The following is a 25,013-nucleotide window of genomic DNA, read 5'->3' as shown; positions in this document are numbered from 1 at the left end:
CGGCTCTTTTTCATAACAATCTAATTAATCAAGCTGCACCAAGTGTGCGGTAATATCTTCGCGGCGGCTTTCGTATTTAGCCGGTAATTGCAGTGTGGTACCCAGTGTTTCAAGCGGCTCATCTATCAGGAAGCCGGGGTTATCTGTCGCAATTTCAAACAATACCCCTCCCGGTTCCCTAAAGTACAGGCTATGGAAGTAGTTACGGTCTATTTGCGGGGTAATGCTAAGTCCTGCATCTACAACTTTTTGGCGGAAGTGCATCAATATCTCATCGTTTTTAACCCTGAAGGCAACGTGGTGCACAGTACCATTGGCCACATGGCCCAGTTTTTCATGTTCAAGCTCTACCAGGTCTACAAGTGCTGCATTGGCTACAGTATCAATAGCAAAACGATAGCGGTTACTTTCTTTAGATACCAGTTTGTACCCAAAAATATCGGTAAGTACAGATGCAGTTCCCGCAATGTTGTTTAGCGTAATAGTTACATTATGAAAGCCTCTTGTAGCAACATTGGCTTTAACCTCATTGGTTTCCCATGCTGTGCGGGTATCTTCTGTGGCAGATTCTATTAGCTCCAGTTTAAGCCCGTCAGGGTCGACAAATGTAAGGTAGCGCTCGCCAAATTTTACTGCCGGCTTGTTGTATATAACATTGTATTTTTCAAAGCGCTCTACCCAAAATTCAAGGCTGCCTTTTGGTACAGAATAACCTATCTCTGTAGCCATGCCAGATCCTCTGTGGCCCTGCGGTATACCGCTTCCCCACGGAAAAAATGTAAGTATGGTTCCGGCGCTGCCCACCTCGTCGCCAAAGTAAAAGTGGTAGGTTCCGGGATCGTCAAAATTTACCGTTTTTTTTATGAATCGAAGTCCAAGTATTTTAGAATAAAAATTAAAGTTGCGTTTGGCATCGCCTGCAATTGCAGTTATGTGGTGTATGCCTAAAATTGTATTTTCCATGATGGTTGATGTTTAATTATTTTGATAGTGTAAAGGTATAGCGTAGTAATTTTTAAAACATTGAACTAAGACAAGAACTACAAATTGTTCAGGTTTCCTAAAGCTATAAGTATTTCGCTTTTTAATAATCCGCTGCCACCACCGTAATGTTGCACAATTTTTATGGCAGGGTTTTGTTTTGTGAAAAATGCCCTTAACTGCAGGTCTTCGTCTTTGGTAATACCGTTGCCCAAAAGCACAATATCAAACGGGTGTTGCATGAAAAGTTTCTGAGCTTCATTATCCAGTGTAGTGCCCATGCCAAACCAGTCTTCGTTATTGTTAAGAAGGCGTACTACAACAGTGGTTATCTCGGCATTGCGGCCTATGTAAAGTATGTTGGTTTTTTGTGACATTAGTAATTAGTTTAGTGGTTTATAAATTATTACAATGCAAAGTTGATACATTACCACGACCTAAACATTGAACTATAACAAGAAAAACTGTATCGGGCATTTTTTTTGGCACAACCATTATGCTATCTTTACCTTATGTTTGATGTCTTTATAAACTACCTTAAAAGCAAATTTATCCTTACCGATGAGCAGGTAACCCTTATACAATCGGTTTGCCATTTAAAGAAATTGCGCAAACGCCAGTATTTGCTTCAGGAAGGCGATGTGTGGCGGTTTAATGCCTTTGTACAAAAAGGCCTGGTGCGCACTTATAGGGTAGATGATAAGGGCCTTGAGCATATTATACAATTCTCGTCGGAGAATTGGTGGGCGGGCGACCGTTACAGTTACCTTAGCGAAACCCCTGCACGATGCAATATAGATGCTATAGAAGAGAGCGAAATTGTTTTGATTACCAAAGCAGATTATGATATGCTGCTCGAAACCATACCTGCGCTGAATACTTTTGCCCGTATGCTTTTGGAGCGCACTTTTGTGGCTGCACAAAACCGCATACATGCCGATATTAGTTTTACTGCTGAAGAAAAATACCATGAGTTTTTAAAAACTCACCCCACACTGATAAACCGTGTGCCCCAACACATGATAGCCTCGTATCTGGGCCTTAAGCCCGAAACGCTAAGCAGGGTGCGTACTAAAAAGTGATTCTATCTTGTTTTGCTATTTAAGCATTTTACTGTTTTTTCAAATATTTAAATTTTTTTAACTTATGAGTTGTGACTCTGAGTGAAGCTAAAGGTCTTAAACTTCGTTGCGTCAAGCAAATTATAAGTTAAGACGTTAACAATCATTTGCTGTTGAGCGCAGCGGGTTCAAATGTTTAGCCGAAGCTTATAGTTTGTAGCATAAGAAGTTATACCAATTATTAATATAATCCAGTCTAAATAATTTGTCACGCAAAGTCGCCAAGACGCAAAGCTGGGTTACGCAGACCTACCTGCCAAGCGACTGGTAAGTCGCAAAGCTTTGCGACTTACCAGTCGCTGTATCGAAACCTAATTTAGTATACAGCTTTGCGTCTTGGCGACTTTGAGTGAAATAAAATGGCAGAAAAAATCAGGCTAATATATATTTATAAATGTTATTAGAGCCTTTAATTTTTGCTTCTTTTGTTTCAAGACAAAAGAAGAGAATTATAAATCAAAGATACGGACAAACGATAGATTTTATATTGGAGTATGCATAACTTATATTACTATCAACTAATTGATTAATTGAGGTTATATTAATTTTCCTTGACAAATGTCAATGTTTTTTTCTGCGTTTTATCAATGGATCGAAAAGGCTTCCTATTGCAACTTTGTATCAGAAATAATGACCAACGCTACACTATCGAAAAGCAACGGGCAATTTCAAAATATAATTTATAAGACTTTAAAAATAAGATCATGAAAACATTAGAGAACAAGACAGCATTAGTAACAGGAGGAAGCCGCGGCATAGGTGCCGCAATTGTAAAACGTTTAGTAAGCGAAGGAGCCGTTGTAGCCTTTACCTACGTATCGGGTAAAACAGATGCCGATGCACTCGTACAGGAAATTGCCGCTACCGGAGGCAAAGCAATAGCCATTCAGGCCGATAGTGCCGATGCTGCTGCTATAACAGCCGCTATTACTGCAACTGCAGCTGCTTTAGGCAGTATAGATATACTGGTTAACAACGCCGGCATAGGCACTTTTAAACCTTTTGCAGATATTACTATTGAAGAGTATGATAAACTAATGAACATTAATGTGCGTGGACTTTTTGTAGCCACTCAGGCATCATTAAAATACATGGGTCATGGCGGACGCATTATCAATATTGGCAGCACAAACTCTGACAGGATGCCGTTTGCAGGCGGCTCGATATATGCAGCGAGCAAGGCAGCCGTACAAGGGTTTACCACAGCATTATCAAGAGATCTTGGCCCGCTTGGCATAACCGTTAATAACCTTCAGCCCGGCCCGGTACATACAGATCTTAACCCCAAAGATGGCCCTTTTGCAGAAGTGCTTATACCGCAAATATCTTTAGGGCGTTATGGTACTACCGATGAAGTAGCATCATTCGTAGCTTACCTTGCCGGCCCCGAAGCAGCTTACATTACCGGTGCAAGCCTTAATATAGATGGTGGATTTAAAGGGTAATTTTTTTAGGAGGTACTGAGGTACTTAGATGCTTAGTCGCTTAGATTATAAGTAGAGCGACGGAATACATATAGTCTATTTAGGTAAGATTTTGAGCATTGTACAAGCAATATATATACTGTTTGTACAATGCTCAATCTTTTTTACCGGACGGTTCTTAACACTTTAGAGTCTTAGTATCTAAGTACCTCAGCAACTCCTAAAAGAATTATACTTTCTTTAATACCCCTGTTTGTTTTAGTGGCGTACCTTTAAGGTAAACACAGATGTTATGAAAACTATATACACCAAAACGAAATTTATGGGTCTCCTCCTGGGAGTAGGGCTAATCTTTGCTTCCTGCGCCATGAGCCAGACCGGGGAGGGCGCGCCCGAGGATAATATTGTTGTGGGTAACCCTACAAACAACCGCACATCGAGCGATATGAATATTTCTCCGGCTAATGTAAATACCAGCGACCCTGCTATAAAAATGCAGGATACTTTAACATCGCCCAAAGCGCCAAGTGAGCCTTAAATAAAATCATTTAGGTTGTGTTCCATTTCGACGAAGTAGAAATCTCAGCTATTGATTGAGATTTCTACTTCGTCGAAATGGAATAACCTGTGTCGTGATCAGGACAGTTGTCAGGATGTCATTTACTTTTACAGCAGTTTATAGATGGCTATAATATCGTCGTCGCCATAGTCTACTGAAGCTTCTTTAAAACTGTTTAATGACGCTGTGCCCAGTGGGCTTGCCATTCCTTCATCTTTGGCAAGGCTTAAATCTTTAACAATGTTTTTAAGTGCAAAGGCAGGTTTATAGTTATCATTTATTATCGCATCACCTTTTATCTTTATAAAGGTGCTGGCAAGGGCGCTATTGTTTATAAGAGTAAGTAATTGCTGTGGGTCTAAACCGTTTTGTGCAGCGAAGCTAACGGCTTCGGCGAGTCCCTGCGCCTGTATGGCAAGCAAAGTGTTTATAGCCAGCTTTGCGGTATTGCCAGTGCCGGCAGCCCCTGTATGCGTTACCATTTTACCAATATTGTCTAACAATGGTTTTGCAGTAGTAAATGCGGTAACATCACCACCCACCATAATAACAAGCTGGGCTTCTTCGGCCTGTTTCTGGCTGCCAGATACCGGCGCATCAAGATAGCTGTTGCCACTATTGCTGCACAGTTGTGCATAGTTCTTGCTTATTCCCGGCGATACGGTACTCATATTTATAATAAGCCTGCCCGATGCATTTGCCGAAAGTAAGCCATCTTCACCATCAAAGAGCTGATTTATGGCATTGTCATCGGTTACCATAATAAACACAACATCGGTTTGATGTATTAAAGCAGCAGGGGTAGGGGCAGCAGTGGCACCCATTGCTGTAAGGGCGGCTTCCTTGACTTTACTGCGGTTATATACGGTTACATTGTAACCAGCGTTTATTAACTGGCTGCACATGGGCTTACCCATAATGCCTAAGCCTATCCATCCTATTTTTGTTGTTTGCATTTTTTAATTCGTGTTAAGCAGATACTATTATGAAACAAATTTCAGAAAAAAATACTTTATATCAGCTTAACGATGTTAACATAGCATTATTAGTTACGTTTTTAACAAAACGATAAGAAAAGTTTAATGATACATACTTACCTTTACCTCATAACACTAATATAAAGCAATTAATCATGAAGAAAGTATTTTTAACAGCATTGATGGTAGCAGGTTTAGCTCTTACATCATGCGGAAGCAACAAAACTGAGGGAGATACAACTACAGCTACAGACTCTATCTCTACAGAATCTACAACTACAACAACTACTACTGATACAGTAGCTCCTGCAACTACAGATACTATAGCTACAACTACAGATACTGTAACGCCTAAGCCATAATCAGGGGTAATACAATGAAAAGGACAGTCTCGCAAAAGGCTGTCCTTTTTTTATAATAACATTGTGATATTTTATGTTTTTTTTATAAAAAGCCCTGATTATTGTATAGTAATAACCCGTAACTTTGAGATATAAACCAATTACCTCTTAAAAGTAAATATATATGAAAACTAATTTTGTAAAGAATACCATGCTTGCAACAGCTCTTATTGCCGGGCTTGCTTTTACATCGTGTAAAAATAAAACCGATGAAGGCGACGACAGGGCAACAGACGATGTAGAGGCTGTAGACAGTACTGCAGGGATGTCATCTGAACCAATAGGTGACACCATTGCAAGAAAAAACGATACGATAGTAAAAACAGGAACTGAGAACGATACCAAGGAAAATCCGATTGGCACCCAGGTTCCATAACAATATTAATTTGGTTAGATTGAAAAGGGCACTTTGTAATTTACAAATTGCTCTTTTTGTTTGTATTAATCATAGCACTCCATCATAAGGAGGTCGCCACCTTTATATTCTATTATTACAGGCCCATCGGCTTCGGCTTCATTGCTGCTTCCGGTTCGGTATCCTATCGTGAGTTCTTCATTAGTAAGGGGGTATTTTAAATTTTGGGTAGTAATACCTGTAACTGCGCCCACTGGTATAAGCGAAATAGGGGTAGCTTTAGGATACCATTTTTCGTATTTATAAGGCAGCAGGAATATTTTAGAATTATCATCGAGCATTACAATTTTCAGCTTATCCCGAAAACGTACCATACCGGTAATATTTGTAATGGTATGGTCGGCACGGCGGCCGGTAGCCCATATAACATTTACCGCAGGAAAATTGCGCGATACAAGGTAATCAAACGCTTTTTCAAGGTCGGTTTTGTTTTGGTCGGGCGTGTGTACAATTTCCAGCGGATATTGCAGCTCACGGTAATATTCAGGATCAAACCCCCTGTCAAAATCTCCCAACAGTACATCTACCTTAATTCCCAGTTCTATAACGCGTGTAATAGCACTGTCTAACACAATTACAAGCGGCGACCACTCCAGCAATTGCCCCATAAGCTCTGTACTGCATGCAGCACCATTAGCAATTATTAAGGCAGGTTCTTGGTCGTCGCGAACTATGTGGTGTGATGACATGTTGTATTTTTGGTTTCTGCAAAAATAGATTAAAATCTTTTCATTATATAATGCATATCAATCTACTGCACCGTATAATCTAAAGCCCCAACCTGGCATACCCTGAAATAGCCTAAGGCATAGTTAGCATTATTGTTTGCATTAATAACGTTACCACGTGCAGCTACCGGCACCGCAGAGAATGGCCCGCCACCGCCGCCTGCCGCTTCCAGCAGTACATTCATATAATCGTGGTATTGCTGCGATATGCCATAAAGTTTTATGTTTATAACATCGCCCTGTTTAAGGTCTTCGTCAAAAAATACCTCAAACATTTCGTTACCCTGAAAAAATTCGTCATCGCTGGTATCATAATCAGGAAAAGGTATTACTGCAGCATCTATGCGGGTTAGGTAGTAATTATCTTCATCAGGAAAATCATCCCAGTAAAAACGCATTTCTATATCTTCGCCAAGAAAACCACCTTCATTAGTTTGGGCAGTACGGGTTATAAGCGGTGCAGCATACATTTTCTCGGTAGCCGTATAAGTTTGCCCTTCGCTAATTATGGTAAGCACGTATGTTTCGCCTATTGCCGGCTGAAAGTAATTACATATATAATTGCCTGTACCCGGTTCTTCATCAAAGTTGTAATTGTTACCTGCACTATTTGTTATGAATACAGTTGCACCTTCTACAACAGGTACCTGGGTATCATAATAACCTCTTGTCTTAGACAATTTTATAGTCTGCAACCTGCCCGATGTACCTCTTTCCCAGTCTATAGAAGCTTCAACCACGAGGCGTGGGGTGGCTGTATCAAGATCTACATCTACCACTTCCTCACAAGAGGCAAGTACTAAAAGTAAAAACAGGGATAGTATATATTTTATATTTTTCATGATGTATATGTTTTGATTTTAAGTTAGATGTATGTCTGCTTAAAATTTAAAGTTATAGGTTACACTTGGTATTACACCAAAGATAGAAAGGCGCACGGCTTCGTTATTACCGGTATCTTCGTTTTGCCTAAAGCTTATAGATGCTGCATTTTGCCTGTTGTACAGGTTGTAAATACTAAACACCCATTCGCCCTGCCAGCCCTTTTTCTTTTCAGGCTTAGGAGCGTATGTTGCAGATATATCTAAGTGATGGTATACAGGCAGCCTGTTTTCATTGCGCGTACCATAGCTTGGTATATTAATACCTCCGTAAGAATATTGCCCATTAGGGTACGTTACCGGTTGCCCGCTTTGTAATGCAAATATTGCCGAGAACGACCATTTTTGTGTATAAGCATACGACGCTGTTACCGATAGATTATGCAGTTTATCATACCCTGTATGGTACCATTTGCCATTGTTTATACCGCTCTCATTTGGTGTCCTGCCGGGAGTTTGCTGCTCTGCACGGGATAGGGTATAGGCAACCCAGCCGGTAAGCTTGCCGGTATTTTTGCGCACCAGTACTTCAAGGCCATACGCCCTTGCTTTGCCGGGCAGTACTACCTGCTCTATAGCCTCGTTAGCAATAAGGTCGGCACCGTCAATATAGTCAACACGGTTTTTAAGGGTCTTGTAAAACACTTCTGTTTCAAGCGCGTAGGCATCATTTTTAAAATTCCTGAAATACCCTAATGCTACCTGATCGAGTATTTGTGGCTTGATAAAATTATCGCTTGGTGCCCAAACATCGAGCGGTGTTGCCGAAGCTGTATTAGATATTAAATGCAGGTATTGCGCCATGCGGTTATAACTGGCCTTAACCGATGCATCTTCGCTTAACAGGTAAGACACTGCCGCACGGGGTTCCAGGTTACCAAAGTTGGCTATGCTTTTATTACGCCCAAAATATTCTGTACCTACAGGCACGGCTTTTTCATAAATATGAAGCGCATCGTTGTATACTACAGCCCGGTTGTTTTCGTATACATTAACCGTTTGAGCCCCCAGGCGGTTAAACATGCTGTAACGAAGGCCATAGGTTACACTGAGCTTGCTGGTAATATCGTTAGTAGCATCAAGGTACAATGCCGACTCAAATGCATATTTCCTGTCCAGTTGCCTTGCGTTAATACCGGAGTCGGCGCGGCTTGGCGTTATAGTACCGGGGTTAAAGTTGTAGTAAATACCGCTTGCGCCATAGGTAAGTTTAAACTTGTCGTTCAGTTTGTGTTTAAAGTCATATTTAAACGTAAAGCTCTCTATACCGCTGTCCCAGTTAAAGCCTATAAAATCGAGTTTCATGCCGTATAAATAATCACTGTATATGGCAGCCATGTTAGACGATACATTATCGCTGAATTTATGGTTCCAGCCAAAGTTTAAAACGGTATTACCGTATACGTTGCTAAAGTTGTCGTTTATTTTAAGAACGTCGCGACCCAGGTAACCCGACAAATAAATTTTATTGGTTGGGTTTAGGTCGTACTTAAGTTTCATGTTTACATCATAAAAATAAGCTGTGTTATCGTTATCTGCCAGTTTAAGGAAGAGGTGCGCGTATGACGTTCTGCCGCCTACTAAAAACGAACCCTTACCTTTATTGATAGGCCCTTCGGCAACAAGGCGGCTCGATATAAGCCCAATACCACCCTGCGCATGGTAGCCATCTGTATTACCCTCGCGCTGGTTGATATCCAGTACCGATGATACCCTACCGCCAAAACGTGCCGGTATACCACCCTTATACAGGTTAAGGTCTTTTATAGCATCTGAATTAAACACCGAGAAGAAACCAAAAAGGTGGGAAGAGTTAAAGAGCATGGCATCGTCCAGCAGGATAAGGTTCTGGTCGGCAGCACCGCCTCGCACATTAAAGCCTGATGCCCCTTCGCCACCATTAGTAACGCCGGGCAATGTCATTAAAGATCGTATAACGTCTACCTCGCCCATAACCACCGGCATTTTTTTAATGTCCTGAACGGTAAGCTTGTTAACGCTCATTTCGGGAGTTTTAATGTTAGCGCGTTTGGCATTTTGAGAAATTACAACTTCCTGTAGTTCCTCGGTACTGTTACTAAGGTTAAAGTTCTTTTTGGTATTTTTAGTAAGCGTTACGGTTTGCTCGATAGTGCCAAAACTTACGTAGCTTACCTGTAGGGTGTAGGTACCCGCGGGTAGTGAGATACTGTAAAAACCGGAGGCGTTTGTAGATACTGCCGTTTGCAATTCTTTAATGTAAACGCTTGCGCCAATAAGGGTTTCTTTGTTGCTGCCATCGGCGATGGTGCCGCTTAAGGTAAATTTTTCCTGTGCGATTACTACAGAAAAAAAGCATAGAAAGAATGCCGTAAGGCATACTTTGAGGGATAATATCATGATGTGTTTTATTGATTGGTAAAAAGGTAACGCTCTTTAGACGGTTAAAATTGCCATGCGTTACAAAGGTTACCGTAATTTAACACATAAAAAGTTACTTTTTGCTCTACCTAAACTATAATTGATTGTAAATTATTGTACAGGTGCTAAGGCTATTGGGTTTCCATATCTTTTGCCAACCAATCCTCGGGATACGAACTTTAATGTGTCTACACTTTTTACACCTTTATCCTGTCGCATTACTAATACAACTTGTTTGCTTACTTTATATTTATAGGTTTGGGTATGCGTTTCTTCTTTTGGCATATCAGAGCGTTTAAAGTAAAATACCATTGCTACGGAATCTTTACCAAATTCATATTGAGTGTACGAGTATTTCATGTAACCACCGGTAGTAGTCTTGGCGCAACTTTGAGTTACAGCAGTTTTAAATTTTTTGCCTTTTAAAATAGTGTTTTGGCTAAAAGCCAATGTACCTGTAAGCAGTAACAGTATTATTAGTATTTTACTTTTCATAATACAAATAAGCGCTTTTATCATTGTTTAAAATATATACATTACCGTTGTTTATAGCTATTAAGCCATTATCAGATATCCAATCATAAGCTGTAGGCAATGTACTGCCGTCTTTAAATAAAATATTGTATTTGTTACCTTCTTTATAAATTCCCAGTGCATCCTTAAGGGCTAAACCTTCCAGGATATAGCATTTATGCGTGCTTTTTAGTATGGAGCCTTGTTTAAGGTTTGTAAGGTCGAAATATTCCCAGGTATTATTTTTATGCAGCCCAATAATTTTAGTTGCCATAGGATAATTACCGCCGCGCCTTGTAATATTGTCATATTCTAAAGGTACGATAATTTCATTATTCAGGTTAACGATGCCTATGTTCTTTGTCCTGACTAACACTGCACCCGATTGATAGATACCATAAATACTGTCGTACTGTGGTTTTATCAAAATTTTGTTTTCTACGAGATTTTTTACGCCGTACGGCCCTTTTCCATCCTTAAAAAAATAGTGTTGGGGACCAGCGGCTTTTTCACAATAAATGTATCCATCATTGGCTTTTTTACTCCGTAAATTATAAGTAAATTCTCCCTCACTATTATTTACTGCCGACCTGAATATGGCTATATAGTCTTCGTATGACGGTAATACAAAAGCGCAAACAAAAGGTTTTACAAGCCATTTCCCGGTTCGGTCTATAATGCCATGCTTTCCGTCAACTACTACTACGGCAGCATTTTTTACAAAGGGATAAGCACTATCGTAGATTCCCTTAAAAGCAGCCTTGCCCGTTTTTGTGTTTATGTAAATAAACTTACCGGCTTTGCCTTTTGGCATTATGTCATCGGCATAAATGGCCTGCCTTTCTAAAATTGTTAGGTCGAATGGCAAAGTACTTCTCAAATCCTGGCTATGGCCCAAGAAAGACATTACGATAAATAATATACAGTAGAGGCTTTTACTAAACATAAATTATCTTTTACATAAGGATGCTAAAAACAGATAAAAGGTTGGGAGCTAAGGTAAATATTTTTGTAAATACTATTCAATAATACTTATTTTAGCAATATGAGTGTATTAGCTATAGATGTTTATTACCGTCCCAATGATGCCAAAGCCGTGGGTGTTATTTTTAATTGGGAAGATGCAAAGCCTACTGAAACTGTTGTTGAATATATAAAAGGTGTGGGAGACTATGTGCCCGGCGAATTTTATAAACGCGAACTTCCCTGCATTCAGCATATTTTTGAAGTTGTAAATTTAAATACTATCGATGCCATTATTATAGATGGCCACATGTATGTAGATAATGCGGTAGTTTTGGGTTAGGGGGTTATGCATGGCAACTGTTAGTAAACAAAATCCCGGTTATAGGGGTGGCAAAATCTTCTTTCTTTGCCAATAAAAAAACAGTTGTTGAGGTTTTGCGTGGCGAAAGTAAAAACCCGCTGTATGTTTCTGCAATAGGGGTAGAGTTAGATATTGCCGCCTCTTTAATTAAAAATATGCATGGCAATTACCGTATGCCCGATATTTTAAAGGAACTGGACAGAATTACAAAAGAGCAATGAGATAGGTTTTATCTTTCCTTATGCTCAGTAAACAAATAGTAATTATATTTTAAAATGGTATCTATTTTGGCGACAGAACTATTGTCTAGCTTTTTATAACGTTGATTATAATACTTATCTTTTTGTACAATCAGTTCCAGTCGATTTTTCAATTTAATGTCTTTGGTTTGTTTGTAATCAAAAGTTACATTCAATAATGACTCGCCTGTGTTTATTTGCTTCGTACTTACAATCATTGGTGCAGGATATTCACCGAAAATTTGCATTACTTTTAAAAAAGAACTATTAAAAATAGGCTGGGTATATTCTATTTTTTTTCCAAAATATTCATAATTTTTTTTCAGTAGAGGATCAACAGCCCATACAATAAGTAGTAGTGAAAAACTTACAAGTATAATAATTGTTTTTATTATATTGTTTATAGACATAGCGTGCATATACCAGGCCACAGTAATACCTAATATGGGTATAAGTATTGCATATAACAAATGCGGATTAATATATTTAGCCTCGATTGTATTCATAAAAGCTAAATATATAATCAATAATATCAATGATAGAGTTAAACTAAAAATTCTTAAGACTGATGCAATTGCCCGCTTCTGGTTATCATCGTGCCTGTAAAAACGCCTTCCCCGTATTAACAATAAAACTGCAAATCCAAAAAAAAGAAAACAATATGGATTCAAAAATAATAGCAGAGGTAAACTAATTAACAACGTAATAGAGAACGTCCAATAGTACATTGCAGAAAAAAAAACTACACTTGACTTAAAGGATAGAGAAATTGCAATAAAAATAAACAGTAACAAAAAAATGATAACAAATAGCATAACTATATATTAGTTTAAAAATTGTTAGTTATAATCTGGTAGCGCAGTGCTTAAAATTATTAGCGGATCTCATTTACGAATCAACGACAAATTTAAACAAAAAGCTACCCTTTTCAGGATAGCTTTTGTTTTCATTTTGTCCGGAGTGAGAAGCCTGAAAAGGCTTATCGGGCTTCGTAAAATGAATATAAATTAAACCAGTTTAGCAAGGATTGCATTAAAGGTATCGCTTGGCCTCATGGCTTTATCTGTAAGTGCATAGTCAGGGTGGTAGTAACCGCCTATTTCCTGTGGCTTGCCTTGTGCGCCTACAAGCTCTGCATCAATTTTAGCTTCGTTCTCTGTAAGGTCTTTAGCGATCTCTGTAAACTTAGCTTTCAGCTCTGCATCTTTATCCTGTGCTGCAAGGGCCTGTGCCCAGTATAGCGCAAGGTAAAAGTGTGAACCACGGTTATCTATCTGGCCTACTTTACGGGCAGGAGATTTATCGTTTTCAAGAAATTTCTCGTTAGCAGCATCAAGCGTTTCGCTTAGTACTAATGCTTTAGCGTTATTCAGCGTCTGGCCAAGGTGCTCTAACGATACGCCAAGGGCAAGGAACTCTCCAAGCGAATCCCAACGAAGGTAACCTTCCTCTACAAACTGCTGTACGTGTTTAGGTGCCGATCCTCCTGCACCAGTTTCAAACAAGCCACCACCATTCATTAACGGAACGATAGAAAGCATTTTTGCCGATGTGCCAAGCTCAAGTATTGGGAACAGGTCTGTTAAATAATCACGTAGTACGTTACCTGTTACAGATATAGTGTCTTCACCTTTAATGATGCGCTCTAACGTAAACTGTGTAGCGGCAACCGGGTTCAGGATCTGAATATCAAGGCCTGTAGTATCGTGGTCTTTAAGGTATGTTTTTACTTTTTCTATAATCTGCACGTCGTGCGCCCTGTTCTCGTCTAACCAGAAAACAGCAGGAGTATCGCTAAGGCGTGCACGGTTTACGGCAAGCTTTACCCAGTCCTGTATAGGGGCATCTTTAGTCTGACACATCCTGAAGATATCGCCAGCCTCAACAGCCTGTTGTAAGTATACAGTACCGTTGTTTTTGTCGGTTACTTTAATAGTACCTTTTGCAGTAGCCTGGAATGTTTTATCATGGCTTCCGTACTCTTCCGCTTTTTGTGCCATAAGGCCCACATTTGGTACGCTGCCCATAGTTGCAGGGTTAAACGCGCCATGTTTTTTACAAAAATCTATAGTGGCAGTATAAATGCCGCTGTAGCTCCTGTCCGGTATAATAGCTTTAGTGTCCTGTTGTTTACCGTCTACATTCCACATCTGGCCGCTTGTACGTATCATTGCAGGCATAGAAGCATCTACAATAACATCACTTGGCACATGCAGGTTAGTAATACCATTTTCAGAGTTTACGTAGGCAAGGGCAGTGGCAGTAGTGTAAACGGCATCAATAGCAGCTTTAACTTCAGCTTCTTCCGGCTTGCCGGCTATCTTAGCATAAACATCGCCAAGGCCGTTACGGGTATCTACACCAAGGGTTTTAAATAACTCAGCATATTTTTCGAACACCTCTTTATAGAACACCTCTACAAAAGCACCAAAGATAATAGGGTCAGAAACCTTCATCATGGTAGCTTTAAGGTGTACAGAGAATAGTATACCTTTAGCTTTAGCATCAGCTACCTGCTCTGCAACAAATGCCTTAAGTTTAGAAAGGCTAAGGGCACTGCTGTCTATTATTTCTCCTGCTTTAAGCGGAGTGCTTGCTTTAAGGGTTGTTGTGATACCATCTTCAGCAACAAAATCTATTGTAACATCTGTAGCTTCTTTTACGGTAACAGATGTTTCGCTGCCATAAAAATCGCCTTCGCTCATGCTGGCAACTTCAGTTTTGCTGTCGGCAGTCCATGCTCCCATAGAGTGCGGGTGTGCCTTAGCATAGTTTTTAACGGCGCGTGGTGCACGTCTGTCAGAGTTTCCTTCGCGAAGTACCGGGTTAACGGCAGATCCTAATACTTTACCGTATTTGGCTTTAACTTCTTTTTCTTCGTCAGTTTTGGCATCTTCCGGAAAATCAGGAATGTTGTAACCCTGGCTCTGTAGCTCTTTAATAGCAGCTTTAAGCTGTGGTACAGAGGCAGATATGTTAGGGAGTTTAATAATGTTGGCTTCCGGCGTGTTTGCCAGTTGGCCAAGTTCGGTAAGGGCATCGCCTATTTTTTGGTCGTCGGTAAGGTTTTCAGGAAAATTAGCAAGAATCCTTCCTGCAAGCGATATATCCCTGGTTTCTACCTCTATGCCCGCAGGGGCTGCAAAGGCCTGTACAATTGGGAGAAGTGAATGGGTGGCCAGCATTGGGGCCTCATCAGTTATCGTGTAAATGATCTTTGATGTATCGGACATTTTTTTTGTTGTTTAAACAGCCTTTTAAAACTTTAAAAAGCTTATTGTTAATACATTATTATGTGTTTGTTTGTAATGCTTAATAGTTTAGGCAAAGTATAAACCACACTCGTCCTAATTTATAAAGCAAGGCACGCAAATATAACAAAAACAAAAAGAAATGAGGCGGCATTATTTCGTAAAAAATGGCACAGGTTTTTTTATTATGTCTATTTTTTAAATGAAGTTATTGCAACTTTAATCTTTTGTTATTTAATGAACTTGTAAAATTTATAAAAATAATTTGCGTTTTACTGTTACAAAGATGTGCGGTTATCGTCTAAAATAAGTTTACCATTAAATACAAATGTTATGAGCTACCAGTGCGAAATAGTATACTACCTGGACAACAACGATATGGCAATAATAGAGGTAGAACAAGCCGGATATAGTGGCCTACGCAATATATTGTGGCTGGTATACCATAAGGCTACCCAAAGTGTTAACAGGTTTAATTTTAGGCCGGTAGTCTTCAAAACAAAGGCACGCGGACAAAAAATTAAGAAAGGCTTTCTTAAGCTGGCTAATAAACCGGGTAATTATGCTATAGAAATAGATGCCCTTGTATTTAATTTTACAGAACAGGACCCCGATAATATGCCGGCAGGCACTATGGCAAACATCGAAAAATACTTAAGCACAGTAGTTTAAATAAATCATCGTAAATCAAAAGGCATCTCCCGGGCACATTTATATTTGTGTACTCCGGGATTTGTTATTATGTTAAATTAACAGTTTCATAAAGTATTTGTTTTTTTAATGCAAATGCAATAGTTTAGCGCAAAATGTAATGCCATGAATAGCTACGAGGAAAAGCTAAGCTTATTAACAGAAATGATTGCCTTTGCAAAGATAGACGGGCAGGTGCATGAGCGCGAATACCGCTTTCTTTCTATAGTGGCATCGCAGCTCAGGGTAGAAAACGATGCTTTTAAAACCTTGTTTACCAAACCCGCCCCAAAGGTTGTTATTAAAACCGAGCATGAGCGCATTTTACAGTTTTACCGCCTTGCACTACTTATGCAGGCCGATGGTGTTTTGCACAGCAATGAGCAGGTTGCCATTCGCGAAATGGGTATTAACATGGGGTTAAGCCCTTTTGCCATGAAGAGCGTACTGGTAGAAATGCAGCAGTCTCCCACAGGTTTAATAGACCCGGAAGTGTTACTGGCGCTTTTCCGTGCGCAGCAAAATTAATTTTCTATTGCATATTTATACTCATAAATAATTTAAATATGCAGTCGGTATACCATCAGGAATTTGAACCACCTTTACAATTGCAGGACATTATAAAATGCTTTTGGTATGACCGTGTAGACTTTAATGAATTTCCTCATGGCCTTGAAGTTGTACCCGATGGATATGCCGAAATCATATTCCACTTTGGCAGCGGTTGCAGTATTTTACGCAATGGCAACTTACAGCCACTTCCTTCGCCTTTTATGATCGGGCTTCTTAATCATCCTGTCCGGTTTTACTCGCAAAATAAGTTAGAAATTATTGCCGTAAGGTGTTACCCGTGGACAGTGTTCGGCTTACTCGGGCTGGCTTCCTGTAAAGAGGGTATACAAAAGTTCGAACACCCCATTGTCCAGCTTCAGCCTGTTTTAAATAATTACATCAATGCAGGCAGGATAGAGGATGCAATAGCCCAAATACAAAACTATTTCCTGAATGGACATTTGCAAATACCTGTTAACGGCATGCTTTTTAAGGCAGGAGCGGCCATGAGCAAAACAAATGGTATCCTGCCTGTAAGCCAGGTTGCCGATGCTGCCCATGTAACTGTTCGCACGCTCGAAAGGAACTTTAAGCAATCTTCCGGCTATAGTGTTAAAGACGTGTCCGGACTTATGCGCTTCGAGCAGGTGCGAAACCGGTTATTGCTTAAACCTGAATCTAACCTTGCCGCCCTTGCACACGAATTAGGGTATACCGACCAATCGCATCTCAGCAGGGAGTTTAAACGCTACAGTGGTACCACGCCTGCAGCATTCGCCCGAAAGGCTAAGGGTAGTAAGCAAATGAGCGATGATTTTATTACATTTACGCATACTGATGCCAAAATAAAACCGGAATCCTGAACTTAAAGTAATGCCTAAAAAACAAAAATCCATTCCGGTAAATAGTATGGCTCACGATAGTAGTGAAGGTATTGTTATCGAAAAGCTATCCTTTAATGATTTGCCAGCCCACGATAAAGCGATTTTGGAAAGCGACGAGGCTAAAGAATCGCACCGCCACGACCGCCATTCCTTTTTTTTACTGGAAAGCGGAACTGTAGATATTGAAATTGATTTCCAGAAATATACCATTGTATCCCCATCGGTAATTTACCTGCATCCGGACCAGGTACATCGCACCACTGCTTTTAACGATGTAATTGTAAGCAGCTGGGCTATTGACAACGAAAACCTGAACCCTGAATACCTAAATTTACTGGAGGATATTACACCGGCTGCACCTTTAAAACTAAGCCCTGAAACCTTTTCTTTAATTACTGACGCAACATCGCTTACCGTAAAATTATTCGGACTAAAAAACAACAAGCTGCATCACTCATTATTAAAAGACAGCTGCAATACTTTGATTGCATTAGTTATTGCGCAATATTTAGAACAATCTAAACCTGCCGATGCACTCTCGCGGTTTGAAAGTGTGGCTAAAACTTTCCGGCAACTGCTGGAGCGTAACTACACCACCATTAAACGTCCTGCCGATTATGCCGGGAAAATAAATATAACTACTGCCTACCTTAACGAATGTGTTAAAAACACCACCGGACATCCTGTCTCCTATCATATACATCAACGTATAATTTTAGAAGCTAAACGCCTGCTATATCATTCTGATACATCAGTAAAAGAAATCGCTGTAGTTTTAGGCTATGATGACTATCCTTATTTTTCGCGATTATTTACTAAAGTAACAGGAATGACCGCTGTAACTTTTAGAAATAAAAACCACGATTAGTACAATACTTACTGCGTATCGCCATTTTTTTTCTTTTTTATACTGTGTTCATTTGCAGTAACATAAAATCGTACAAAATGGAATTATTTAAAGATAAAAAAGTACTTATTTCTGGAGCAAGTATGGCGGGGCTGTCAACAGCTTACTGGATGAACAAACTGGGCTATAAAGTTACCGTTGTTGAAATTGCAAACGCACCCCGAACTAACGGTACAGCTGTTGATATTAAAGGTACAACAGTAGAAATCGCAAAGCGTATGGGCATTTTTGAGCAACTGTGTTCAGAAAGGCTGAATGTTGAAACGATAGAATTTAAAAATGCCGATGATGTTACAGAAAATGTAATGGTAGTGAGTGGCGAAGGTGTAGAACTTGCTGATGATGAAATAGAAATTGAAAGGGATAAGTTTGTCCGTATTTTATTTGATACTCTTAAAAATGAAGTGGAATTTATTTTCAATGACAGTATAACTGCATTACACGAAACCGAAGATAGTATAACAGTCACTTTTAAGAACGGCGTGCAACAGGACTATGATTTGGTATTTGGCTGCGACGGTATGCATTCGGGTGTGCGGAAAATATGGTTTGGACATGAAGCAGAATACACACATTTTCTGGAAGCTTATTTTTCTGTTACTATAGTAAACAAGCTGCTTATAAAACAAAAAACAATGCAAATGTTTAACGTGCCGGGCAAAGCAATTACACTTAATGCTTACAAAAATAAGACCGACATTGTTTTTTGCTTCCTTTCAGAAAAAGAAATCCCCTATAATTATCGTAATGAGGAGCAACAGCGAAAAATTATTTTAGACCAGTTTGCCGGAGAGGGTTGGAGGACAAAAGAGTTGCTAAGTGAGATACAGCAGGCTAATAATTTTTATTAAAATGCCATCGTGGACAAAAGGCAGGGTTGCTTTGGTAGGCGATGCCGGTTATTGCGCTTCGCCTGCTGCGGGAATGGGTGCATCATTATCTATGGAGGGGGCTGCAGCATTAGCCGATGCTTTACAAACACACAATGGCGATTTTGAATTGGCATTCCGGGATTATAACAAAAATTTACGGCCGTTCATTGACGAAGTTCAGGCTATGGCCGAATTGAATGTTCGTGAAAATTTCATTCTACGAACTGAAGAAGCAATAAGGATTAGAAATTCGAAAGGTTTTTAGCATTAATGATTTTGTCGTATTTGTACAATCCTAAGATAAGAGTGTTCCCGAATTTTGTGTTGTAATTAATAATACAACATCATGATACTTAAAGATAAAAAAGTAGCCATAATAGGGGCGGGTCCAGTTGGGCTTACAATGGCAAGGTTACTACAGCAGCAGGGAATAGATATTACCGTGTATGAAAGGGATAAACACTCAGGAGCAAGGATTTGGGGCGGTACGCTCGACCTGCATGAAGATTCCGGACAGGTGGCATTAAAGAAAGCTGGATTGCTCAACGATTATTTTGCAATGGCAAAACCCATGGGAAGAACCATAACCGATAAGGGCAACATATTGTTCTCTGTACCGCCCCAACACGAAACCCCCGAAATAAACAGGAACGATTTAAGGCAGTTGTTGCTAAACAGCTTATTGGGTAATACAGTTGTTTGGGACAGCAAATTTACATCGCTTACTAAAGTTAATGATAAATGGCTTTTACATTTTGATAATCAGCCCGATGCAGTTGCAGATGTTGTTATTTGTGCCAATGGAGGAATGTCAGCGGCAAGAAAGTATGTTACCGATGGTGTTGCCGAATATACAGGGACTTTTATTATACAGGGGGAAGTACCCACGCCGCAAATAAATTGTCCTGAACTTTATAAGCTTTGTAACAATAACATACTCATGACCACGGGCAACGGTGTTAACTTTGTTGCCAACCCGGATAATAACGGCGCACTGACCTACAATGTAACTTTTAGAAAACCAGAAGAATGGCTTAGTAGTAACAGGTTAGATTTTCAGGATAAAGAAAGTATTGCTGCGTTTCTTTCAGATATGTTTTTGCACTGGCACGAATGTTACAGGCAGTTATTTAGCGTGACAGCTTTTTTTGTGGGATTGCCTGCAAGACAACTTCCGTTGGAATACCTATGGCAAGATGACCGCCCCATGCCCATAACGCTTATTGGCGATGCTGCCCACGTGATGCCACCTTTTGCAGGCAGGGGAGTGAATACGGGGCTTATGGATGCGTTGATTTTATCGGACAATCTTACCAATGGAAAATTTGAAACTATTGAAGCTGCAATTGCTGATTACGAACAAAAAATGTTTGTGTATGCAAGAGAGGCGCAACTCGAAACAAGCACTAACGAAATAGCCATGCACCAACCTGATTTTTCTTTTCGAAAGAGGTTTGAAGGCTAAAACAATATTATAAGTTTAAAAATCACTTCAGCTTCTTAATAGTATAAAGCTCATTATGGTCTTCAACTTTTGGGTACATCCGTACCGAATAATCGTCGTTAAAATGCGCCCTGTACAATATATTCCTGTCTTTATGTTCCTGTGTTAAGGTCATTGTATTAAAAAGTATAAAGCCATTAACATTGAGCATTGCATTTACATGGTTTATAAAAAAATCTTCAAATAAAAAATTAGGCATTACAGCATCTTTAAAGATATCTATAATAATGAGGTCGTATTTATTTTTAGATTTTAATACAAACTCGAAGGCATCGCAAATTACTATTTCGAGGTTTTTAATTTCGCTAAGTTTAAAGTAAGTATTGGCAATATCTATTACTTTAGGGTCTATTTCTACTCCGGTAATATTGCCTTTATAGCCTATTTCGTCTACCAGCGTTTTTATAACACTGCCACCTGCCACACCCAAAACTAATATGCTGTTAAAGCCTTTTATACGCTCAAAACCAATATATTTTAACCCCTTGCGCAGTATGCGCTGCAGGCTGCCGTAAGAATAGTTTGTGTTTTTAGAGTCGAGTACCAGTTGGCCGTTATTATAAGTAACCTCAAGATTATGGCTGATATCCGATTGTTTTTTTACAATGTTTACCGGTATAAAATAACTCAGGAATTTTTTAAGCATGGTTAGGTCTACGTTTTTTCCGGGGTAAATATAACGCAATTATTCAGGTTAGTATAGTATGCAGAGCCGATTTGGATGATTTAGATTTACTTTATTTTTTGTACCTTTATTACACTAATGCTTTATAAAAAGAATTAAAAATACAAGCCATGTTTAAACAAGAATTAGAGCAACTGTTTACTGCTATGCCACAAATAGTTAAAGACAAATTACAGCCCGTAATGGATAACCTGCTGGAAAGGGCAGCAGACCTTGATGCAGAGGAGGATAAAAATTCCGACTTTTATGCCGAGGAACACGAACTGATAATGAAAGAGGTACACAAGGTAAAATACCTTAATGACCAGTGGCAGATTATGAATGCCAAAAAGAATAATTAGCAAATTTTTGCTATAAAATTAAAGGGGCTATGCAGATCGTAACATCTCTCATAGCCCCTTTTATATTTATGTTATTGGTCGCTACCTTACCTCGGCAAAAGTATCGCCCTGTTTTATATCGCCGCTCTCAAAGCCTTTTTTAAACCAGTACATACGCTGTGCCGATGTACCGTGGGTAAAGGAGTCGGGTACAACGCTGCCCTGCATGCGTTTTTGTATAGCATCATCGCCTACGGCATTGGCGGCACTAAGCGCTTCTTCAATATCGCCCTCTTCAAGAATGCTGTTCATCTTTTCATCATAATGCGCCCATACACCGGCATAAAAATCAGCCTGTAACTCTAAACCTACAGACAGCCTGTTGGCTTCGGTTTCGTTGCCCTGTTCCTGAAGCTGCCTCACTTTAGCCGATGTTCCTAATAAGGTTTGCACATGGTGTCCAATCTCATGGGCTATAACATAGGCAATGGCAAAATCGCCACCTTTAGCACCAAAGCGTGTTTGCAGTTCGTCAAAAAAGGCAAGATCCATATACACTTTTCTGTCCTCAGGGCAGTAAAATGGCCCTGACGATGACGATGCATTACCGCAGCCGGTTTGCACACCATCGCGAAACAATACAAGCTTGGGGTCTTCGTAAGTTTTTCCATTTTCAGAGAATATTTTTGCCCAAACATCTTCCGTGTCAACGAGTATGGCGTTTACCATTTCGCCCATTTCTTTATCGCGCGCTGTAAGTTCTACAGGTTCGCCACCTTGATTGCCTTGTTGCAGCTGGTTATTAATGTCGTTTAGCACGGTAGAGTCGCCACCCATAAACATATTAATGACCAGTATTATAACACCTATAATACCACCACCTGCTGCTACCTGCCCTCCGGAAACGCCACGGCGGTCTTCCAGGTTATCACTTTGTCTTCTGCCTCCCCATTTCATAATTGTTTGTTTTTTGGTAGTATGAATTTATGGATTATTAAGTTGCTGCCATGCTATTTTACCATCAATTTAGCACTTTAGCCAATAAAAAAGCAGCCACAATTTAATGTGGCTGCCATTATATGCATATTTTTTTATTAAAACCCGAACCTGAACCCCATATAAGCGTCGGCCTGGTCGGTATCGCTTACGGCGGCAGATAATATGGAACCCGACCCGATAAAGAAACCACCAAACCTAAAGCCTATACCGGCTGTAAATCCTGCAATTTCGCTTACGGACAGAGGTACATAAGCCTCGAAAGAATTAAGTGAATAGCGTGGCGTTATGGTGCCTAAATTCTGAATAGCTATCTGGTTGTTGGTTTCGTCGTCTTTAAGTTTTTGCTGTATGTAGCCCGTTACGTACCAGTTACCATATACATTATAATCGGCATAGGCGGCAAACATAGCGGGCAGTTTTACTTTAAAATCTTTTGCAGATGATGTTTGTGAGAGGTACCCGCTTTGTATAAGCACATCCTCAATTTCCTGTATGTTGCTCACACCATTAAACTGGTTAAGGTTAAGCCCGGATCCGGCAGGTATGTTAAGGTTGTAATTGTTAGATACGTTATTGTCATCCTTAAAGGTCATGCTGCCCAGGTTTTTAAGCGAAACGCCCGCGTTTAGCTTATAGGAATCATCTTTTTGGGTGTCGAGCCATTGATAATTAAAACCAATATCAGTTGCAAAACCGCTAAGCCCGCCGGCAAAAAAGTCGGTAAAGTTACCACTGTCAGTAAAATCATTGGCAAGGGAGCCGGAGTATGCAAAATTAATATTGGCCTGCGCATCGCTAAGTGTCGCATTGCCGGTCACTTCGGTAATACGGCCTCTAAGCCTGTCTACGCTCATATTCGCATAAGATCCCGGGAAAAGAAAATTAAAGGTTACACCAGCAGAAAATTTGTTGGTGTCATCGCTGTAAATTTCGCGTGCAGCAGAAAGGCCTATTTCGCCCCATGTTGTGGCAGCAACCCTTTGGTTGTAGTTTGTACTGATTGTGCCGGTGCCTAATATAGCATTACCTACAGATGAGGTAACAGAGCTGCCCAGGTTTACATCTACATCTGTAAGATTTGCCTTAACTTTTGCAGCAGATGTTATGGCAAAGGCCCACTTTTCTATTTTAAAGCCAAAGGCAGGCCCTAAAATATCAATATCGGCACGCAGGTTTACAGGTTCATTACCGCGAAAGAGCAGTTCTTCAAAATCTTCTTCGCCACCCACAAGGTCGCCAAAGGTTACTTTGTTGTTAGAAACGTTAGCGCTAAAATTAAACACGTTAACTTCATACGTATTTTTAAGGTTAACGAGTTCGGCAGGGTTAAGGTTTGCATTTAGCAGGCCGGTGCGACGGGAAGTATTAATGCCGGAAAAATGCTCCTGTGCAAATACTCCCGTACTAAATAAAACCAGCAGGTATAGTAAAGGTTTTTTCATAATGGGTGTTTGGTTATTGTTGGTATACTAATTTACTATTATTTTAATTACCAAAGCTTTGTAATATTGATAATTTGTCAATTATCTACTTAAATAATTTAAAACAATGCTAAGTACCACAATAAAAAACACTCTTAAAATACCTATTAGTGGGTATTTTTAACCCTGCTGCCTTTTACACACTCTTCCATACCGACTCATCGGGAACCGGCGCGGTAAGGCTAAGCGGTATTTTTGTAACGGGATGTGTAAAATCAAGTTTACGCGCATGCAGGTTAATACCACCATCGGGGTTACTGCGGTCGGCACCATATTTAAGGTCACCTTTAATGGGCGATCCTATGGCTGCCAACTGGGCACGTATCTGGTGGTGGCGGCCCGTATGCAGGTCTACTTCCAGTACTGTGTAATTATCAAGCTGCTTAATTATTTTGTAATCAAGGCTTGCCTGTTTGCTTTCGGGCACTTCTTTGCTATGCGCTTTAGAGGTATTGCGCTTTTCGTCGCGCTTTAAGTAATGAACCAGCGTACCCGTTTCCTGTTCAGGACGTTTTTTTACCACAGCCCAATAGGTTTTTTTAGTTTCGCGGTTTTTAAAAAGTTCATTTAAACGGGTAAGCGCCTTGCTTGTACGGGCAAAAACAACAATACCGGTAGTGGGCCTGTCCAGCCTGTGTATCACTCCCAAAAAGACCTCTCCGGGCTTATCATACTTATCTTTAATATACTCCTTAACTACATCGCTAAGGGGTTTATCGCCGGTTTTGTCGCCCTGTACAATATCGCCTACACGCTTATTAACCACTATAATGTGGTTGTCCTGGTATATTACCTGTAAATTATTTTTGTCGGATACTATTTTCAAAGGGGATTGTTTTGCTGGGTAACTAATACCTGTTTTTATTAACGGAGGGCGATGCCCCACGCTATTTTGTTATACC

28 protein-coding genes and 1 pseudogene are annotated in these 25,013 nt (G+C 40.0%); 15 read left to right on the top strand and 14 right to left on the bottom strand.

Annotated features, from left to right (window positions below; all coding sequences use genetic code 11):
- Positions 1–24: 24 nt before the first annotated feature.
- Positions 25–963: a ring-cleaving dioxygenase gene (locus F565_RS0115070; protein WP_020214070.1), complete on the bottom strand. Its 939-nt coding sequence runs from the start codon at positions 961–963 to the stop codon at positions 25–27.
- A gap of 77 nt (positions 964–1,040) precedes the next feature.
- Positions 1,041–1,358, bottom strand: coding sequence for a hypothetical protein (locus F565_RS0115065; RefSeq protein ID WP_020214069.1), 318 nt, complete (start codon positions 1,356–1,358; stop codon positions 1,041–1,043).
- A gap of 135 nt (positions 1,359–1,493) precedes the next feature.
- On the opposite strand from F565_RS0115065, the gene F565_RS0115060 reads away from it, so the two are divergent.
- The 3 genes from F565_RS0115060 (at position 1,494) to F565_RS22900 (ending at position 4,064) form a co-directional block, all read left to right on the top strand.
- A complete protein-coding gene (locus F565_RS0115060; protein ID WP_020214068.1) occupies positions 1,494–2,063 on the top strand; it encodes a Crp/Fnr family transcriptional regulator in 570 nt (189 codons plus the stop codon).
- 743 nt (positions 2,064–2,806) lie between these two features.
- Entirely contained in the window at positions 2,807–3,547 is a 741-nt protein-coding gene (locus tag F565_RS0115055) for a 3-oxoacyl-ACP reductase family protein (protein ID WP_020214067.1), read from the top strand.
- A 271-nt stretch (positions 3,548–3,818) separates the two neighbouring features.
- Positions 3,819–4,064, top strand: a complete 246-nt coding sequence (locus F565_RS22900) for a hypothetical protein (protein WP_154652624.1) — start codon at positions 3,819–3,821, stop codon at positions 4,062–4,064.
- Positions 4,065–4,192: 128 nt separating this feature from the next.
- Here F565_RS22900 and F565_RS0115045 read toward each other — a convergent pair whose 3' ends face one another.
- Positions 4,193–5,041 (bottom strand): NAD(P)-dependent oxidoreductase, encoded by an 849-nt coding sequence (locus F565_RS0115045; RefSeq protein ID WP_020214065.1) that lies wholly within the window; start codon positions 5,039–5,041, stop codon positions 4,193–4,195.
- A gap of 176 nt (positions 5,042–5,217) precedes the next feature.
- On the opposite strand from F565_RS0115045, the gene F565_RS0115040 reads away from it, so the two are divergent.
- Both F565_RS0115040 and F565_RS0115035 read left to right on the top strand, forming a co-directional pair.
- Complete coding sequence (locus F565_RS0115040; protein ID WP_020214064.1) at positions 5,218–5,424, top strand: hypothetical protein; 207 nt, start codon at positions 5,218–5,220, stop codon at positions 5,422–5,424.
- 163 nt (positions 5,425–5,587) lie between these two features.
- The gene (locus F565_RS0115035) at positions 5,588–5,839 is read left to right on the top strand and encodes a hypothetical protein (protein WP_020214063.1); all 252 of its coding nucleotides are present in this window, start codon (positions 5,588–5,590) and stop codon (positions 5,837–5,839) included.
- Positions 5,840–5,904: 65 nt separating this feature from the next.
- Here F565_RS0115035 and F565_RS0115030 read toward each other — a convergent pair whose 3' ends face one another.
- The 5 genes from F565_RS0115030 to F565_RS0115010 form a co-directional block, all read right to left on the bottom strand.
- Entirely contained in the window at positions 5,905–6,567 is a 663-nt protein-coding gene (locus F565_RS0115030; RefSeq protein ID WP_020214062.1) for a thiamine diphosphokinase, read from the bottom strand.
- A 62-nt stretch (positions 6,568–6,629) separates the two neighbouring features.
- The gene (locus tag F565_RS0115025) at positions 6,630–7,448 is read right to left on the bottom strand and encodes a DUF4249 domain-containing protein (RefSeq protein ID WP_020214061.1); all 819 of its coding nucleotides are present in this window, start codon (positions 7,446–7,448) and stop codon (positions 6,630–6,632) included.
- Between the two features lie 39 nt (positions 7,449–7,487).
- Positions 7,488–9,866 (bottom strand): TonB-dependent receptor, encoded by a 2,379-nt coding sequence (locus F565_RS0115020; protein ID WP_020214060.1) that lies wholly within the window; start codon positions 9,864–9,866, stop codon positions 7,488–7,490.
- A gap of 132 nt (positions 9,867–9,998) precedes the next feature.
- Positions 9,999–10,382, bottom strand: a complete 384-nt coding sequence (locus F565_RS0115015) for a hypothetical protein (RefSeq protein WP_020214059.1) — start codon at positions 10,380–10,382, stop codon at positions 9,999–10,001.
- Positions 10,372–11,307 carry a WG repeat-containing protein gene (locus F565_RS0115010; RefSeq protein WP_020214058.1) on the bottom strand — a complete coding sequence of 312 codons (936 nt, stop codon included), beginning with the start codon at positions 11,305–11,307 and terminating at the stop codon, positions 10,372–10,374. The genes F565_RS0115015 and F565_RS0115010 overlap by 11 nt, the downstream gene beginning before the upstream one ends.
- Before the next feature lie 138 nt (positions 11,308–11,445).
- Here F565_RS0115010 and F565_RS23230 point away from each other — a divergent pair, with 138 nt between their 5' ends.
- Both F565_RS23230 and F565_RS23225 read left to right on the top strand, forming a co-directional pair.
- Positions 11,446–11,706 (top strand): endonuclease V, encoded by a 261-nt coding sequence (locus F565_RS23230; protein ID WP_231559645.1) that lies wholly within the window; start codon positions 11,446–11,448, stop codon positions 11,704–11,706.
- Positions 11,707–11,753: 47 nt separating this feature from the next.
- Complete coding sequence (locus F565_RS23225; protein ID WP_231559644.1) at positions 11,754–11,948, top strand: hypothetical protein; 195 nt, start codon at positions 11,754–11,756, stop codon at positions 11,946–11,948.
- A gap of 8 nt (positions 11,949–11,956) precedes the next feature.
- Here F565_RS23225 and F565_RS22895 read toward each other — a convergent pair whose 3' ends face one another.
- Positions 11,957–12,472 (bottom strand): hypothetical protein, encoded by a 516-nt coding sequence (locus F565_RS22895; protein WP_154652623.1) that lies wholly within the window; start codon positions 12,470–12,472, stop codon positions 11,957–11,959.
- A 501-nt stretch (positions 12,473–12,973) separates the two neighbouring features.
- Positions 12,974–15,199, bottom strand: coding sequence for an NADP-dependent isocitrate dehydrogenase (locus tag F565_RS0114995; RefSeq protein ID WP_026300082.1), 2,226 nt, complete (start codon positions 15,197–15,199; stop codon positions 12,974–12,976).
- A 351-nt stretch (positions 15,200–15,550) separates the two neighbouring features.
- On the opposite strand from F565_RS0114995, the gene F565_RS0114990 reads away from it, so the two are divergent.
- The 7 genes and pseudogenes from F565_RS0114990 to F565_RS0114965 all read left to right on the top strand — a co-directional run bounded on the left by F565_RS0114990 (position 15,551) and on the right by F565_RS0114965 (position 20,587).
- Positions 15,551–15,889, top strand: coding sequence for a hypothetical protein (locus tag F565_RS0114990; protein WP_020214055.1), 339 nt, complete (start codon positions 15,551–15,553; stop codon positions 15,887–15,889).
- Positions 15,890–16,027: 138 nt separating this feature from the next.
- Positions 16,028–16,435 (top strand): annotated as a pseudogene (locus F565_RS0114985) (TerB family tellurite resistance protein); the annotation flags it as partial.
- A 38-nt stretch (positions 16,436–16,473) separates the two neighbouring features.
- Entirely contained in the window at positions 16,474–17,322 is an 849-nt protein-coding gene (locus tag F565_RS0114980; RefSeq protein WP_020214053.1) for a helix-turn-helix domain-containing protein, read from the top strand.
- Positions 17,323–17,332: 10 nt separating this feature from the next.
- Positions 17,333–18,211 (top strand): helix-turn-helix domain-containing protein, encoded by an 879-nt coding sequence (locus F565_RS0114975; protein WP_026300081.1) that lies wholly within the window; start codon positions 17,333–17,335, stop codon positions 18,209–18,211.
- A gap of 77 nt (positions 18,212–18,288) precedes the next feature.
- On the top strand, positions 18,289–19,101 hold the full coding sequence (locus F565_RS21735) for an FAD-dependent monooxygenase (RefSeq protein WP_197062253.1): 813 nt from the start codon (positions 18,289–18,291) through the stop codon (positions 19,099–19,101).
- A 1-nt stretch (position 19,102) separates the two neighbouring features.
- Positions 19,103–19,387: an FAD-dependent oxidoreductase gene (locus F565_RS23115; protein ID WP_035642883.1), complete on the top strand. Its 285-nt coding sequence runs from the start codon at positions 19,103–19,105 to the stop codon at positions 19,385–19,387.
- Positions 19,388–19,468: 81 nt separating this feature from the next.
- Positions 19,469–20,587, top strand: a complete 1,119-nt coding sequence (locus tag F565_RS0114965) for an FAD-dependent oxidoreductase (protein WP_020214051.1) — start codon at positions 19,469–19,471, stop codon at positions 20,585–20,587.
- 22 nt (positions 20,588–20,609) lie between these two features.
- Here F565_RS0114965 and F565_RS0114960 read toward each other — a convergent pair whose 3' ends face one another.
- Positions 20,610–21,272: a spermidine synthase gene (locus F565_RS0114960; protein WP_020214050.1), complete on the bottom strand. Its 663-nt coding sequence runs from the start codon at positions 21,270–21,272 to the stop codon at positions 20,610–20,612.
- Between the two features lie 149 nt (positions 21,273–21,421).
- Between F565_RS0114960 and F565_RS0114955 the strand changes: the two genes are divergently transcribed.
- The gene (locus F565_RS0114955) at positions 21,422–21,652 is read left to right on the top strand and encodes a hypothetical protein (RefSeq protein WP_020214049.1); all 231 of its coding nucleotides are present in this window, start codon (positions 21,422–21,424) and stop codon (positions 21,650–21,652) included.
- Between the two features lie 81 nt (positions 21,653–21,733).
- Here the strand turns inward: F565_RS0114955 and ypfJ are convergent, their stop codons facing one another.
- From ypfJ to F565_RS0114940, 3 genes are all read right to left on the bottom strand, one after another.
- Entirely contained in the window at positions 21,734–22,588 is an 855-nt protein-coding gene (gene ypfJ, locus F565_RS0114950) for a KPN_02809 family neutral zinc metallopeptidase (RefSeq protein ID WP_020214048.1), read from the bottom strand.
- 137 nt (positions 22,589–22,725) lie between these two features.
- Entirely contained in the window at positions 22,726–24,072 is a 1,347-nt protein-coding gene (locus F565_RS0114945; RefSeq protein WP_020214047.1) for a hypothetical protein, read from the bottom strand.
- Between the two features lie 175 nt (positions 24,073–24,247).
- Positions 24,248–24,937 (bottom strand): RluA family pseudouridine synthase, encoded by a 690-nt coding sequence (locus F565_RS0114940; protein WP_020214046.1) that lies wholly within the window; start codon positions 24,935–24,937, stop codon positions 24,248–24,250.
- Positions 24,938–25,013 lie beyond the last annotated feature (76 nt).

This window comes from Flavobacterium rivuli WB 3.3-2 = DSM 21788, from assembly GCF_000378485.1.
Classification (GTDB): Bacteria; Bacteroidota; Bacteroidia; order Flavobacteriales; family Flavobacteriaceae; genus Flavobacterium; species Flavobacterium rivuli.
Note: the sequence above shows the minus strand (reverse complement) of the source record. Positions and strands in the feature narration are given on the sequence as shown.

Bases quoted from the DNA above. Each gene is read 5' to 3' on its own strand.
- F565_RS0115030 (WP_020214062.1), bottom strand. From the start codon at position 6,567: ATGTCATCACACCACATAGTTCGCGACGACCAAGAACCTGCCTTAATA.
- F565_RS0115025 (WP_020214061.1), bottom strand. From the start codon at position 7,448: ATGAAAAATATAAAATATATACTATCCCTGTTTTTACTTTTAGTACTT.
- F565_RS0115060 (WP_020214068.1), top strand. From the start codon at position 1,494: ATGTTTGATGTCTTTATAAACTACCTTAAAAGCAAATTTATCCTTACC.
- F565_RS0115040 (WP_020214064.1), top strand. From the start codon at position 5,218: ATGAAGAAAGTATTTTTAACAGCATTGATGGTAGCAGGTTTAGCTCTT.
- F565_RS0114995 (WP_026300082.1), bottom strand. From the start codon at position 15,199: ATGTCCGATACATCAAAGATCATTTACACGATAACTGATGAGGCCCCA.
- ypfJ (WP_020214048.1), bottom strand. From the start codon at position 22,588: ATGAAATGGGGAGGCAGAAGACAAAGTGATAACCTGGAAGACCGCCGT.
- F565_RS0115015 (WP_020214059.1), bottom strand. From the start codon at position 10,382: ATGAAAAGTAAAATACTAATAATACTGTTACTGCTTACAGGTACATTG.
- F565_RS0114965 (WP_020214051.1), top strand. From the start codon at position 19,469: ATGATACTTAAAGATAAAAAAGTAGCCATAATAGGGGCGGGTCCAGTT.
- F565_RS0114945 (WP_020214047.1), bottom strand. From the start codon at position 24,072: ATGAAAAAACCTTTACTATACCTGCTGGTTTTATTTAGTACGGGAGTA.
- F565_RS22895 (WP_154652623.1), bottom strand. From the start codon at position 12,472: ATGAATACAATCGAGGCTAAATATATTAATCCGCATTTGTTATATGCA.
- F565_RS23115 (WP_035642883.1), top strand. From the start codon at position 19,103: ATGCCATCGTGGACAAAAGGCAGGGTTGCTTTGGTAGGCGATGCCGGT.
- F565_RS0114980 (WP_020214053.1), top strand. From the start codon at position 16,474: ATGCAGTCGGTATACCATCAGGAATTTGAACCACCTTTACAATTGCAG.
- F565_RS0115010 (WP_020214058.1), bottom strand. From the start codon at position 11,307: ATGTCTTTCTTGGGCCATAGCCAGGATTTGAGAAGTACTTTGCCATTC.
- F565_RS0114975 (WP_026300081.1), top strand. From the start codon at position 17,333: ATGCCTAAAAAACAAAAATCCATTCCGGTAAATAGTATGGCTCACGAT.
- F565_RS0115070 (WP_020214070.1), bottom strand. From the start codon at position 963: ATGGAAAATACAATTTTAGGCATACACCACATAACTGCAATTGCAGGC.
- F565_RS0115035 (WP_020214063.1), top strand. From the start codon at position 5,588: ATGAAAACTAATTTTGTAAAGAATACCATGCTTGCAACAGCTCTTATT.
- F565_RS0114955 (WP_020214049.1), top strand. From the start codon at position 21,422: ATGTTTAAACAAGAATTAGAGCAACTGTTTACTGCTATGCCACAAATA.
- F565_RS0115055 (WP_020214067.1), top strand. From the start codon at position 2,807: ATGAAAACATTAGAGAACAAGACAGCATTAGTAACAGGAGGAAGCCGC.
- F565_RS0115065 (WP_020214069.1), bottom strand. From the start codon at position 1,358: ATGTCACAAAAAACCAACATACTTTACATAGGCCGCAATGCCGAGATA.
- F565_RS0114990 (WP_020214055.1), top strand. From the start codon at position 15,551: ATGAGCTACCAGTGCGAAATAGTATACTACCTGGACAACAACGATATG.
- F565_RS22900 (WP_154652624.1), top strand. From the start codon at position 3,819: ATGAAAACTATATACACCAAAACGAAATTTATGGGTCTCCTCCTGGGA.
- F565_RS0115045 (WP_020214065.1), bottom strand. From the start codon at position 5,041: ATGCAAACAACAAAAATAGGATGGATAGGCTTAGGCATTATGGGTAAG.
- F565_RS21735 (WP_197062253.1), top strand. From the start codon at position 18,289: ATGGAATTATTTAAAGATAAAAAAGTACTTATTTCTGGAGCAAGTATG.
- F565_RS0114960 (WP_020214050.1), bottom strand. From the start codon at position 21,272: ATGCTTAAAAAATTCCTGAGTTATTTTATACCGGTAAACATTGTAAAA.
- F565_RS23230 (WP_231559645.1), top strand. From the start codon at position 11,446: ATGAGTGTATTAGCTATAGATGTTTATTACCGTCCCAATGATGCCAAA.
- F565_RS0115020 (WP_020214060.1), bottom strand. From the start codon at position 9,866: ATGATATTATCCCTCAAAGTATGCCTTACGGCATTCTTTCTATGCTTT.